The organism is Marinobacter sp. F3R11, assembly GCF_003318275.1.
In the GTDB taxonomy this organism is placed as follows: Bacteria; Pseudomonadota; Gammaproteobacteria; order Pseudomonadales; family Oleiphilaceae; genus Marinobacter.
Genome location: NZ_QOCH01000013.1, coordinates 477,208 through 491,595, shown reverse-complemented (window position 1 = coordinate 491,595; position 14,388 = coordinate 477,208). Strand labels below are relative to the sequence as shown.

The window sequence follows — 14,388 nt, the reverse complement described above, 5'->3', positions numbered from 1 at the left end:
AACAAAGGAGAATCGCCATGGGCGACTTTTACCAGAATGGCATTGTTACCACACTGCATAATCTTGTTCGCCGGCCTGTAGAGGATCTGGAGGCCGAGTTGATGACGTTTCGCAAGTCGCGGCCGATGTCTCTTGTGTTGCCGTCGTTGTATTCCGAACTGGAAGGGCCGGCGTTAAAGAATATCGTGCATGAACTCACGAAAGTGCCTTATCTGGACGAAATCATTATCGGTCTGGATCGGGCCAACGAAGAGCAATATCGCCATGCACTGGAATATTTCTCTGAACTTCCCCAAAACTTCAAGGTTCTCTGGAATGATGGGCCGCGCCTTCGAGCCATTGATCAGAAACTTCGTGAGAAGAATCTGGCGCCTACAGAAATGGGTAAGGGGCGCAATGTATGGTATTGCTTTGGCTATGTATTGGCCTCCGGAGTGAGCGAGTCTGTTGCACTGCATGATTGTGACATTCTTACCTATTCACGGGACCTTGTGGCGCGCCTGATCTACCCGGTGGCCAACCCTGGATTCAATTACATGTTCTGCAAGGGCTACTACGCCCGGGTGGCAGACGGGAAGATGAACGGGCGTGTCAGTCGCCTGCTGGTGACTCCCCTGATTCGCGCCCTGAAAAAAGTATGTGGCCCCAGCGATTTCCTGGATTATCTGGACAGTTACCGCTACCCCCTTGCCGGAGAGTTTTCCTTCCGCACCGATGTAATTAACGATCTCCGTATCCCCAGTGACTGGGGTCTGGAAATTGGCGTGCTCTCGGAAATGAAGCGGAACTATGCCACCAACAGGTTATGTCAGGTAGACATTGCCGATGTATACGATCACAAACATCAGGAACTCTCACCGGAAGATGCCAGCCAGGGTCTGTCCAAGATGAGTGTGGATATTGCCAAGGCGCTGTTCAGGAAACTGGCAACGAATGGCGAGATATTCTCAAGCGAGAAATTCCGGACCATCAAGGCTACCTATTTCCGCATTGCCCTGGATTTTGTAGAGACCTATCAGAATGATGCAATCATCAACGGTCTTGTGTTTGATCGACATAAGGAAGAGAAGGCAGTTGAACTGTTTGCCCAGAACGTGATGAGTGCAGGAGCGTACTTTCTTGAAAATCCGATGGATACGCCCTTTATTCCAAGCTGGAACCGGGTAACCAGTGCGATTCCGGATATCAAGGAGCAACTGCTGGAGGCTGTGGACCTGGACAATAAGGAGTATCGGCCATGAGTCAGGTACTGAAGGCCAAACTGGTCAGCATGCTTGAAACTGTCTATCCGGCACTGGATTGCGACTTCCTCGCTGACCAACTACTGACAACCATGGGGCTTCAACCGGATCAGTCTCCTCCACCGGCGCATCAGAACCGCTGGTCTGAATCAGACGTTCTTCTGATCACTTATGCAGATACGGTTCAGCAAGCGGGTGAAAAGCCTTTAGCAACATTGCATCAGTTTCTGAATCACTGTCTTTCCGACAGCATTTCTGCGGTCCATATACTGCCTTTCTTTCCGTACAGTTCCGACGACGGGTTTTCTGTGATGGACTACCTCGCAGTCAATGAGTCACACGGAACCTGGGGAGACATTGAAGCCATTGCGCAGGATTTCAAGTTGATGGCCGATCTGGTGATCAATCATATGTCAGCTCGCAGCCGCTGGTTTGAGAATTTCAAGAAGCGGGTTGATCCTGGCAAGGACTATTTTTTTGAGGGCAATCCCAAGGACGATTTGAGTGCAGTAGTCAGGCCGCGCACATCACCATTGCTTACGCCGGTTCAGACTGACGACGGCGAGCGTTATGTCTGGTGTACCTTCAGCGAAGACCAGGTTGACCTTAACTTTGCCAACCCTCAGGTGTTGATTGAGTTCGCAGCCATAGTCCGTTATTACCTCGAACGGGGTGTGGTGATTTTCCGGTTTGATGCAGTGGCGTTCCTGTGGAAGGAACCTGGAACGCCTTGTATTCACCTGCAACAGACTCATGAACTGATCAAGATTCTGCGTTTGCTGATAGAACACCACAGCCCGGACTCTGTAATCATTACCGAAACCAATGTACCCAACCGTGAGAATCTCACGTATTTCGGCAACGCTAATGAAGCCCATGTGATCTATAACTTCTCGTTGCCGCCGCTGCTGATCAATACGCTGGTCACGGGTGACTGCAAGCACTTGAAAACCTGGCTGATGAGCATGCCACCTGCACAGATGGGGACCACCTATCTGAACTTTATTGCGTCTCACGACGGCATTGGTATGCGGCCCACAGACGGGTTGCTGACTGAAGAAGAAAAGCAGCGACTGGTCAACACCATGGAGTCGTTCGGCGGTAAAGTTTCTTTCAGGCGCACATCCGATGGCAGGGATCAGCCTTACGAGATCAATATTGCGCTTTATGATGCCCTGAAGGGTACTGCCGGGAACGGAGCAGACCATTGGCAGTTGCAGCGGTTCATCTGTGCGCACACCGTAATGCTAGCACTGGAAGGTATACCCGCTTTTTACATACACAGCCTGCTGGCGACGGAAAACGATGTCGAGCGAGTGGAACATACCGGTCGTCTGCGCTCAATCAATCGCAGCCAGTGGCAGCTTGAGGATCTGGAAAGCGAGCTGAAAAACCCGCTGAGTCACCACAGCAAAGCCTACCAGGAACTGAAACGCCTGATTGGGATTCGGCGCAAACAGCCAGCTTTCCATCCCAATGCGACACAGTTCACCTTGCATTTGGGGCTAAAACTGTTCGGCTTCTGGCGTCAGAGTATGCGGCGGGACCAATCCATTTTCTGTATTCACAATATCAGTGATGAGGTGCAGCAGGTGGCATTGAGTGACATCAATCTGATAGGTACGGATCACTGGGTTGATCTTATTGCCGGTACAACCATTGACGATCTTTCGGGCTCTATCACCCTCAAGCCTTATCAGAGTGTCTGGTTGTCCAACCGGGAGTAGGGCAGAATGCCTTCATGCCCAGAACGTCCACGCTCCGAAAACCCAGAATACTTCTGCTCTCCGCCTATGATGCTGGTAGCCATCGTCGTTGGCGAGAGCAGCTGGTGCACAGCCAGCCCGGATTTGAGTGGCATGTACTTTCTTTGTCGCCGAGGTTCTTTCGCTGGCGGATCAGAGGTAACGCACTTACCTGGCTGAACGAGCCTCTGTTGAAGGAGAGCTGGGATCTCCTGCTGGTGACGTCCATGGTTGACCTGGCGTCAATCCGGGGTTTTCATCCGAACCTCGCCCATACGCCAGCGCTTCTCTATATGCATGAGAACCAGTTTGCCTATCCCACATCCGATGATCAGCACAGCAGCATTGATCCTCAAATGGTTAATCTGTACAGCGCTGTCGCCGCCGAAGTGGTTCTGTTCAACAGTGAATGGAACCGGCGAAGTTTCCTTGAGGGTGTTGAAAAGCTGTTCCGCCGGTTGCCAGATGGCATACCAGAGGGCCTGCCCGAACAAATTGCTGAGAAATCCAGGGTCATGCCCGTTCCCATAGATGATGATGTATTTCATCACATATCTGAAGGCCATAGATCCGGGGAGCGGGAGCAGTTATGGGGTGGCAACCCTGAATCCGGCACCTGCTCGTCGCCGTTAAGAATTGTCTGGGCTGCGCGTTGGGAATATGACAAGGGTCCCGATCGGTTGCTCGCGATTTTGCAGGAGCTTGATCGCAGGGCGGTGAATTTCCAGGTGTGTATCCTTGGAGAGAGTTTCCGAAAAATACCGGAAGCTCTGATGAGTATTCGACAGCAATTCTCCCACCGGCTTGTTCAGTTTGGGTATGCCTCAAGTCGCACCGAGTATTACCAGTGGCTGAAGAGTGCAGACGTGGTCCTTTCAACCGCGTTGCATGAATTTCAGGGGCTGGCGGTACTTGAGGCTGTTGCTGCTGGATGTGTGCCCATCGTGCCAGGACGTGAAGTCTACCCTGAATTGTTTGCCCCGGAATATGTGTATCCGGATTGTGGTGAGGATATTCAGACCGAGGCTGCGCATGCAGCGACGCTGATTGAAAATCAGGCTGGCAAAGGCTCTGGAGGCCAGTTGAGCGTGCCGGACGTACGAAGTTTCAGTTGTAATGCGCTGAAGTCGGGTTATGAAAACATCCTCATTACAACCATTCAGCCACATGAGTTATCCTGACCGCATATTCCTGACCGGACTCTGGATTCCCGGCCGGGCACCCGTAAGTACCGAGATTTATACATGATGAAAGCAATCAAGATAACCGGTAATTCCCTTTCATGGGAAGACTGCGCCGGCTTTGATGAACTGCCGGCAGACCACGTAGAAATCGACGTTGTCTGGACAGCTGTAAACCGTGCCGATCTGTCGCAGCGGGCCGGGGTTTATCCCCCGCCCCCGGGGGCGTCTGATATTTTGGGGCTGGAAGTCAGCGGTCGTATAGCGGCGGTTGGTTGTGCCGTTACAGGCCTGGCGCGGGGGGACGAAGTGTGTGCTCTGCTCACTGGCGGTGGGTATGCTACCAAGGTTGTTGTTCCCGCAGTGCAGGTGTTGCCGATACCCAAGGGGTTCTCGTTGAAAAAAGCGGCAGCGATACCTGAGGTATTTGCGACTGCCTGGTTAAACCTTTATCAGGAAGCCGATCTCAAGCCTGGCGAGAGGGTGCTCCTGCATGCAGCCGCCAGTGGACTGGGTACCGCTGTCATACAGATTGCCACGGCATTTGGTAATCCGGTATTCGCGACTGCCGGTGATGCAGAAAAGCTGGAAGTCTGCCGAAAGCTTGGCGCAACAGGCGCGTGGAACCGGAAAGACGGCTCATTTGTGGAAGCAGTGAAGAACTGGGGTTGCGTGGATATGGTGCTGGACCCGGTCGGAGGCAGTTATATCAGGGAGGATCAGAAAGTTCTGAATGCCGATGGCAGAATTGTCCTCATCGGCCTTATGGGAGGGCGGTCAGCTGAGGTTGATCTGGGTCTTATGCTGATGAAGCGCCACAGGTTGATTGGCTCTACATTGCGGTCCCGCTCCGTAGAAGACAAAGGTCGTGTGATGCAGGCGTTGTACCAAAACGTCTGGCCTCTTCTGGTAGCCGGCCAGATTGAGCCTCTGATAGACAGTACCTGGTCTATCGAAGAAATTGAGGAAGCCATGGCGCACGTCGCAGCCAACAGAAATACCGGGAAGGTTCTGCTCAGAATTTCGGAGTAACCTGCCTTCCCGGTGCTGGACTGGCCTTGCCTTAATCTGCAATATGAACCAGTTGCTTGCCGAAGTTTTTGCCCTTCAGCATTCCCTTGAAGGCCTCTACTGCGTTTTCGAGGCCTTCAGCAACCGTTTCACGGTATTTGAGCTGGCCTGATGCAATGCGGCTGGCAAGAATATCGGTAATTTCCTGATGTTTATCCTGCCACTCGGTTACCAGGAAAAAACGATGCTCCGGAACCGGGTCGAGGCGTTTGAGAATATCGAATGGCGTTTCTACTTTGTCTGTGCTTTTTGCATTGTAAGCTGAGACATAGCCACAAATGGGTACCCGGGCACCAGGGTTGAGCAGTGGCGCAACGGCTCGTGTCACATCGCCTCCTACATTCTCGTAGTAAATGTCGATGCCGTCGGGGCAGGCGGCTTCAAGATCGGCATTCAGGTTTCCCGCCTTGTAATCCACGCAGGCATCAAAACCCAGTTCATTAACCACATAGCTGCACTTTTCCGGACCACCGGCGATACCAACTACCCGGCAACCATCTGTTTTAGCTGTCTGGCCAACAACTGTCCCTACCGGGCCGGATGCGGCAGAAACTACCACGGTTTCGCCTGCTTTGGGCTTGCCCACATAGGTCAGGCCACAGTAGCCGGTTCGGCCGGGCATGCCTGCAACTCCGAGATAAGCCTGTAGTGGAACGTCGTCTTTCTGATGGATTTTATAAACCCTGGGCGCATCGGCCGGGAAGGTGACATATTCCTGCCAGCCTGAGTAACAGGTGACCAGATCACCAACTTTCAGTTTGTCTGACCGGGACTCTACAATCCGGGCAACGCTTTCGCCGGTAACGGGATCATTGATGGCGATAGGATCCATATAGCTTTTTACATCATTCATGCGTGGACGCATGTAGGGGTCCAGAGACAGCCACAGTATCTGTGCAACGACTTCGCCCTCTCCGGGATCGCGCACAGGGCGCTCTTCCATCACCAGATCTCCTTCCTGGATTTCTCCATTGGGGCGCTGTTTCAGGACGATGGCGTGATTTTTATAGTTGCTCATAATCTTCCTACCTATCTCCAGTGAGGTAATTCGGAGCGGTTTTGCTCCTTGAGTTGCATAATGAAACCGGATTAGGGTGAAGCAGATTGGTGTTGTGGTCAACTTCTCATGTTTGTTATCACTGCATTGCAGCAGGGTTACATTCCCGAACCCGGGGGTTATAATCGGGCACCGGCTCAGGATGAGCATGAATGATGTACTAGTCTTCAGGGAACGAAGATATGCCCAAGGCAAACGGACTGCAGTTTACCGCCCGTGTTGGCGAACTCCCCTCTGATCTTTTTTCCGTGATCGGCTTTACGCTGACAGAACGGCTCTCCGAAGTGTTCCACGGCTGCCTTGAGCTGGCCAGTACCGACCCGGATGTGGATGCGGGTGAGGTTCTGGAGCAGTCCGTGGATCTGGTGGTCTGGCAGGATGGCATGCCCCTCAGGCGCTTCACCGGCGTGGTTAACGAGTTTGCCCGGGGAGATACAGGCCACCGCCGTATCCGTTACGAGTTAATCATCCAGCCACCCCTGTGGCGTTTAGGGTTGATGCACAACAGCCGCATTTTCCAGACTCAAACCACCGACACCATCGCCCGGACCCTGCTGGAAGAGCGGGGCATTGTCGATGCGCTCTTTGACCTCAAACGTGCCCCGCAGGAACGGGAATACTGCGTACAGCACCGGGAAAGCGACCTGGCCTTCATTGAACGCATGGCGGCCGAGGAAGGCTGGCATTACCGTTACCAGCACGGGAGCGAGGATGCGAGCGAGCAGCCGGGCCTGATCATAGCGGACCATCACGGGGATGCACCCCGGCTGGAGCCCGCGGAATACAACGGTAAAGCCGGTGGCAGCACCCGGAAACCGGCAGTGTTCCGCTTCCGTTACGAAGAACGGGTCCGCGCCGCCTCCGTGGCCATGAAAGACTACACCTTCAAAAACCCCGCTTACGCCCTGATGCACGAACACAGCGCAGCCAGCACCCACCAGCGCCAGGACTACCAGCGCCAGGACTACCAGCACTTTGACTACCCGGGCCGCTTCAAAGCCGACGCCAGCGGCCAGCCGTTTACCGAAGCACGCCTGGACGCCCTGCGAAACGACGCCAGCACAGCCCATGGCGAAAGCAACCGCCCGGACTTTACCTGCGGCGCCAGAACCGAACTGAGCGGCCACGATAACGAAACCCTGAACCGGGACTGGTTACTCACCGCCGTTACCCATACCGGCAAACAACCCCAGGCCATGGAAGAAGAGGGTGGTTCAGAACCCACCTCCTACCACAACACCTTCAACGCCATCCCTGCGGACAAAACCTGGCGGCCACAACTCACCCATCGCCCACGGATGGACGGCCCACAGATCGCCATTGTTACCGGCCCCGAAGGTGAAGAGATCCACTGCGATGAATACGGCCGTGTAAAAATCCGCTTCCCCTGGGACAGATACAGCGAAAACAACGAACACAGCAGTGCCTGGTTAAGAGTCAGCCAGGGCTGGGCGGGCGGCCAGTACGGCTTTACAGCCTTACCCAGAATCGGAAACGAAGTTGTCGTCTCCTTCCTGGACGGGGATCCGGACCAGCCCATTATTACAGGCCGTACCTACCACGCCACCAACACGCCACCGTACGCGCTGCCGGAACACAAAACCCGCACCACCCTGAAAACCAAAACCCACAAGGGCGAAGGCAGCAACGAACTGCGTTTTGAAGACGAAGCGGATAAAGAACAGGTCTACCTCCATGCCCAGAAAGACCTGGACCTGCTAACGGAAAACAACCGCACGGAAGTCATCAGGAACGACAGTCATCTGACCGTTGAGAATGATCGTTTCAGCCATGTACAAAGCAACGATCACATCACCATCGACGGCGAAAAACGCCAAAGCATTGGAGCTGATTGCAGCCAGAACATTGGTGGTGCCCTGCACCAGAAGTCCGGTAGCGCCACTCTGTGCGAAGCAGGTACCGAGGTTCACCACAAAGCGGGAGCAAAAGTTGTGCTGGATGCCGGCGTTGAACTCACCATTGCCGGTGGTGGCAGCTTTATCAAGCTGGATCCCAGTGGTGTAACTCTGAGCGGGCCGGGGATCAAGATTAATTCCGGGGGGACGCCGGGGAGTGGTTCGGGGCAGGGTGCGGTGATGCCAAATATTCCCCGGATGTTGGATTCAGAGCCTTCCCAGGTTATTGACCCTGTTGCACTGGCGGAAGTGCCGCTTACCAGAGCCCAATATCAGAACATGATGGCCGATGCTCCATTCTGTGAAGAGTGCGTTGCGTGCCAGGATGGAGTTTGCAATGTCTGACGCTTCTGGTTTCCGGGTTGCACTGGATTCTCTTGTGCAACAGGTTGGTGAAAAGGGGATCGCTTACGTCGTTCTCAGTGGCACCAGTGAGGCGAAGCCGGTTCAGAATTTCTTTCGCACCGATGGGCTTACAGCGTTGCCGCTGTTCATGGGAACACCTTATGCCGGGTGGCATGACGTGATGCCGTTTCTTGCGCAGCTCACCACGTCCAGTGCGTTTATTGATTGGCTTGAAGAGTCCGACAGTACGGATTGGGGTTGGGGATTCATAAGTTTCGCCTCATTTGATGATGTGTTCGGACATATCCGGAGTCTCACCAAGATAACACTGGCCGATGGGCACGATGTGTTCTTTCGCTACTGGGCTGCCCGGTACTTCGGCCAGATTATGCACAGTCTTGATGAAGCAGGGCGCGCGAACCTGATGGGGCCCATTGAGGTTATTGTTCTGCCCTCGGGGGAAACCATTCATCATCCCGGTGTTCCCGAAGCAGCCAGCCCGGTGCCGTCGTTTCCCTGGTTTTCGCTTCCATCAGACGCCCAGAAAAAGGTAGCGGCACTTTGCTGGGATCAATTGGTCGGCAATACGATGGCCGTCTTGAGTAAAACAAAGCCATCCCCGTTGAGCCGTTACCCGGAGCCGGTTGCCCGCCGCAAAGTTGAACGCCATGTGAGGCGGCTGTGCCAAAGTAATGTGCCTGCCGAACTGGAGCCATCACAACTTCAATCGATACACCAGGCCCTGATGCAAGAAGCGTCCATGGGGTCTCGTAGTTAAAGGATGGATGAATCAATGGTCGAGTCAAGGACGGCTCTTCGGGAGTCCCAACAGGCGTCTGACGGATTGCCTGACATCAATGCGATCACTCGTGAGCTTAGGGAATCGCTGGCCAAGACTTATGAAGATTGGCGCGAAGGCTGGTTTTCATCGATCTTCATGGGGCATGAACAGATCCTGGAGGTTAACGGTGAAGTGAGCCGGGAGAGTGTGAGTGACGATGAAGTTGTTTCGGCAACCGTAGCCCCGTGCGAGGAACGGCGGACAATCAAGATTGCCCACTTCCATGAGAACGTAAGCAAGACGCCGATACCCTCCACACGGTTTCAGGTTCAGGAGAACACGGGCTGGATCTTCGATGACTGGGAGACGGTTCACAGCGGTACCACCAATGCGAATGGTGTTGCTGAAGTTCCTGTTGCACCGGGCAAAGAGTATCGGGTGGTTCTGGCGCCAGACGTTTCCCGCGCCGACATGGATGCGCTTTACCAAACCTACGAAAGCTTCATTGAGCGATGCTGTTCGTTGCTCGAAAACACCTGGAATAACGGTGCTCGTCAGGAGTGGGAGGGCTACCTGTCCATGGGGTCATCCGCTCAGACCCAGGCCGTTTATGCTCAGTTTCAGGAAGGTATTGCTGACGGATTTACTGGTGTTCTGGATGACATCCGTCGAATCTACGATGTGATTTGTGGGTTGCTGGATCATGATTTCAGCAACCTTCCGGACGATCTGCGTGAGCAGATGGAAAAACTCAAAAAGGTCGATGATGCCTATCTCAAGGCGTGCCTTGTTGCCAATGACGAGATTTTCCTTTTTCTGGTGATGTATACAGTCAGACAGTACTTCCGTTTGCTGTCTCCAACTCAGGTGGCAGAGGTTTCCGGGGAGCTGGTCGGACAGGTTCTGTTTGACGTGGTGGTCGGGCTGATCATTACCGGCGGTGGAGGGCTTGCAGCCAAATACGGCACACGAATTGGCAGCAAAGCCGTGGCCGGAGCCATGAATGTCGCTGACAGTGCCCGTGCCAGCAACAATATTCTGGGGCGGTTTCTGGGGCAATTCGCCAGGGAGTTTCAGGACTTCATGGAGAGCATTGGAACTAGACACCGGAATATTCAGTTAGCGGGTGTGAGCCGAATTGATTCATCCAATACCCAGTCCGGATTGGATGTCCGCCATCGCCATAAGGCCTATCAGGAAATGGCGGATACTGACGATGTCGCCAATTTGCAGTCGTCGGGGCGCGACCATGGGGTAACCAGTGAGCGGAAACCCCAAACCGTACGCGATGAATCCTCGCCCTCCCAAACCGACCAGGGGCGTGCCACTCAGGATAATGAATCCACCGAAAACGTTGCCGATCCAATCAGCACTGTCACCGGCGAAGAAGTGCTGGAACTGACAGACGCTCGTCTGGATGGGCCTCTGCCATTCGAATTCAAGCGAGTTTACCGCTCCGGCAGCAGCGACCGACGCCTGGATATGGGCCATGGCTGGCGCCATAGCCTGAATCACACCCTCACTTTCAACGATGGTGGCCTTACCTGGCATGACCATGAGGGTAAAAACACCCGCCTACCGGAATTGGAGAGTGCGCCTGTCGGTATTAATTCCCGAGCAGGCATGGCGGCCTGGCGAGACGGTGACGAGATTGTTGTCTGCGCAGGTGAAAAATCGCTCCGCTATCACTTTCTCCGGTCGGGAAATTCGGGCCATCTTGCCCGAATATCCGACCGTTATGGCAACACGCTCAAGGTAGGCTACAACTTACACGGTCAGCTTGAACGCCTGAGTAACGATTCGGGCAATGCGCTGGCATTTGATTTTGAGGGTGGCCGTCTCAAATCTGTTCGCTTGTTGCGGAGGAAACTGACTGATACCGGCTACCAGTGGCAATCTCTGCGGACTGAGCGCAGCTACACATACGACGACAACGATGACCTGATCGGTGCCAAAGATGCAGAGGGCGGCATTGAGCGTTATGGGTATGAAAGCCATATGCTCACCCATCGGCAGCTTGCTGGCGGTTACAGTTTCTTTCTCGCGTGGGATGAAAACTCGCCAACCGGCCGCTGTGTTCACCAGTGGGGAGATAGTGCCCAGGTCGATACCCGCTTTGAGTGGGATGATGAGAACCACACCTGTACCGTTAGCTACGTCGACGGTAGCCGGGAAATCTGGCGTTACGATGGCACCGCACAATTGCAGGAGAAAGTAGACCCGGACGGCGCCAAACACCAGAGTGAATACGACGAACAGGGGCGGTTAAAAGTCTCCATCGACCCCATGGGGACTCGTACAGAATACCAGTACGACAAGAGTGGCCGGCTTCAGAGCAAAACCGGCCCGGATGGTCAGCCCATTTTGTTTACCTATCGAAAGGGGCGCATTGCTGAAATTCATCGCAATGGCCAGACCTGGAAATTTGATTACACCCGGCACGGTGATCTGGCCCGCGAAGCCGATCCAAAAGGACGAATTACCCGGTACACCTACAGCCCTCAGGGCCAGCTCACGCAGGTTGACCTGCCGGACGGTCGCGCTCACAAGTGGGGCTGGAACAGCCAGGGTCAGCTCATTGAGGAAACAACTCCCACCGGGGCGTTCTATCAATATCGTTACGATGAGTTTGGCCAGCTTCTGGCCAAAAAAGACGCCCGGGGTGCCATTACCCGATACCGGTACGATGGCCTTGGACGAGTCACAGAGGAAATCCTCTCAGGCAACCGGTCTCGTCATTATCAGTATAACGCGTACAACAAGGTCACCCGTTTCGTTGACGAACAAGGGCGGGAAACCCGTTACGAGTATGACAACAACCTTCACCTGCTCACTCGTCGTATCAACCCGGACAGCAGCGAACTTCGTTACCGTTACGATCACCACCGGTTCCTGCTGACTCACATAGAAAATGAGCGGGGTGAAGCCTACCTCATCGACTATTACCCGAACGGTTTGGTCAAACAGGAGACTGCTTTTGATGGCCATCGCACCGCCTACCAGTATGACCTGAATGGCCATCTGATCGAGAAGGCTGAGTACGGCACGTCCAGTGAGGTCCTGCAAACCACCACCTATGAGCGGGATGAACTCGGCCAGTTGCTGAAGAAGACGCTACCCGATGGCCGCGAGATTCAGTACGGCTATAACGCGGACGGCAAACTGATCGGCGTTGATGACGGTCACTGGCCATTGGCTTTCGAGTACGACGAATTCGGTTTGTTGAAAACTGAACACCAGGGCTGGGCCAGCCTCCGTTATCGTTATGATGAATTTGATCGCCTGAACGAAATGGTACTGCCGGACGGCCAGGCTCTGGCTTACCATCGGGACGCAGCCGGGTTGTTGTCAGGCATTGACCTGAATGGCCAACCCCTGACCCGCCACCGAATGGCGTCCACCGGCGAGGAAATCGAACGGCAGCAAGGTGACCTGATTAGTGCCTACGTCTACGACGACGAAGGCCGCTTGACTCAGCACCGGGTGCATCAAAACCGTATCAAAGACATTGCCGCCCAGCGGGACTACCAGTACGCCCCTAACGGCAACCTAAAAAGTATCCAGGACAGCCGCAAAGGGCTTAGGCAGTACGTCTACGATCCCATGGATCGCTTGGTTGGCGTACGAGGGGACCTCTACGAACAACTCATACACGACCCGGCCGGCAACCTCCTGGAGCAAAACCAGGGGGCTTCAAGCGGTCAATCTGCCAATGTGCGCGGTAACCGGCTTACTATGCACGGTGACAGCCATTACCAATACGACGAATTCGGCAACCTGATCGAAGAACGTCGAGGTAAAGGCCAGAAACTGGTCACCCGGTATACCTACGACTGCGAGCACCGACTCACGAGCGTCACCACACCGGATGGCAGCACCTGGCACTACGAATACGACGCCTTCGGCCGCCGTATCGCCAAAACCAACGGCCTGACACGAACCGAATTCCTGTGGCAGGGCGACCGCTTCATTGCCGAAGAAACCGGAGGTCAGTACCGCACTTACGTGTACGAACCAGACACCTTCAAGCCGCTGGCTCTAGTCGATGGTTATGGTCCCGAACAGTCGAGCATTTACTACTACCATCTGGATCACCTGGGCACGCCTCAGGAACTGACGAACGCTAGGGGTGATCTGGTGTGGTCAGTTACTTATCGCGCCTATGGTAATGTCGTTCAGCAACAAGTCGCAGAAATCGACAACCCGCTCCGCTTCCAGGGCCAGTACCACGATCCGGAAACCGGGCTGCACTACAATCGTCACCGATATTACAATCCCACTACAGGTCGATTTATCACGCCGGATCCGATTGGTCTTGCGGGAGGGTTAAATAATTATCAGTATGTGCCAAATCCGACGGGGTGGGTGGATCCGTTGGGGTTGGCGGTGGAAAAAGGGAGTTGTCCAGAAAGTCGCAATACCTTACCGATAAGTGAAGAACAGATTGCTGAAATAAGGGCTACTCCACAGGGGCAGAGACCGCCTCCTGAGAGCTATCTGCCATCTGCATATATTGATTCACATTTGCAGAGGTTTGCGGAGCAGGGTGGATCCTACCTCGTTCCTCGATCAGCTCTTGATCGGTTTGGGCGGGATCCAGTTGGTCGGCCCGATGGCCAATTTATGTCCACCAAAAGTGAAATGGATCGTATTCTTGAGAATGCCAGCGGCGATATCGCTGTAATTGAGCGTCAGTTGGGTATTCCTGAGGGGAGTTGGAGCAATGAGGAGATAGTTCGTATTGATGTATCAAGTCCTCAATCAATTGGATTGAGAATGCCATCTGGAAATGAATCTGGTGCAAACCCGCTCTGGATTCCCGGCGGTAAACTACCCAACGGGCAATCAGAGGCTGTTGTAGATCCAATACCTCGCGGTAAATACACTGAGACACCAATAAATTGAGGCGCTTAAAGTTGCGAATTATTGCGGAAAAACCATGGTCGTACGTTCTATTTGAAGATGGTCCTCGTTGGCTCTTAACGGTTCTGGTTAGCTATGGTGCAGCAGAGAATGATATGACCATAGAGCTATCAGTATCAGAGATTGAG

At 54.0% G+C, this 14,388-nt stretch carries 8 protein-coding genes; 7 read left to right on the top strand and 1 reads right to left on the bottom strand.

Annotation, left to right across the window (positions count from 1 at the left end; genetic code table 11):
• Positions 1-17: 17 nt before the first annotated feature.
• The 4 genes from DS878_RS07255 (at position 18) to DS878_RS07240 (ending at position 5,199) form a co-directional block, all read left to right on the top strand.
• Positions 18-1,241, top strand: coding sequence for a glycosyl transferase (locus tag DS878_RS07255; protein WP_113815287.1), 1,224 nt, complete (start codon positions 18-20; stop codon positions 1,239-1,241).
• Complete coding sequence (locus tag DS878_RS07250; RefSeq protein ID WP_113815286.1) at positions 1,238-2,968, top strand: sugar phosphorylase; 1,731 nt, start codon at positions 1,238-1,240, stop codon at positions 2,966-2,968. The genes DS878_RS07255 and DS878_RS07250 overlap by 4 nt, the downstream gene beginning before the upstream one ends.
• Positions 2,969-2,982: 14 nt before the next feature.
• Positions 2,983-4,167 carry a DUF3524 domain-containing protein gene (locus tag DS878_RS07245; protein ID WP_113815285.1) on the top strand — a complete coding sequence of 395 codons (1,185 nt, stop codon included), beginning with the start codon at positions 2,983-2,985 and terminating at the stop codon, positions 4,165-4,167.
• 66 nt (positions 4,168-4,233) lie between these two features.
• Positions 4,234-5,199 carry an NAD(P)H-quinone oxidoreductase gene (locus tag DS878_RS07240; RefSeq protein WP_410003467.1) on the top strand — a complete coding sequence of 322 codons (966 nt, stop codon included), beginning with the start codon at positions 4,234-4,236 and terminating at the stop codon, positions 5,197-5,199.
• A gap of 31 nt (positions 5,200-5,230) precedes the next feature.
• Here the strand turns inward: DS878_RS07240 and DS878_RS07235 are convergent, their stop codons facing one another.
• Positions 5,231-6,256: an NADP-dependent oxidoreductase gene (locus tag DS878_RS07235; protein ID WP_113815283.1), complete on the bottom strand. Its 1,026-nt coding sequence runs from the start codon at positions 6,254-6,256 to the stop codon at positions 5,231-5,233.
• 221 nt (positions 6,257-6,477) lie between these two features.
• Here DS878_RS07235 and DS878_RS07230 point away from each other — a divergent pair, with 221 nt between their 5' ends.
• From DS878_RS07230 to DS878_RS07220, 3 genes are read left to right on the top strand one after another with little or no spacing between them, the layout of a single operon-like run.
• Complete coding sequence (locus DS878_RS07230) at positions 6,478-8,556, top strand: type VI secretion system Vgr family protein (RefSeq protein ID WP_113815282.1); 2,079 nt, start codon at positions 6,478-6,480, stop codon at positions 8,554-8,556.
• The gene (locus tag DS878_RS07225; RefSeq protein WP_113815281.1) at positions 8,549-9,334 is read left to right on the top strand and encodes a DUF4123 domain-containing protein; all 786 of its coding nucleotides are present in this window, start codon (positions 8,549-8,551) and stop codon (positions 9,332-9,334) included. The genes DS878_RS07230 and DS878_RS07225 overlap by 8 nt, the downstream gene beginning before the upstream one ends.
• Before the next feature lie 15 nt (positions 9,335-9,349).
• Positions 9,350-14,242, top strand: a complete 4,893-nt coding sequence (locus DS878_RS07220; RefSeq protein WP_261977662.1) for an RHS repeat-associated core domain-containing protein — start codon at positions 9,350-9,352, stop codon at positions 14,240-14,242.
• The last annotated feature ends 146 nt before the right edge of the window (positions 14,243-14,388 follow it).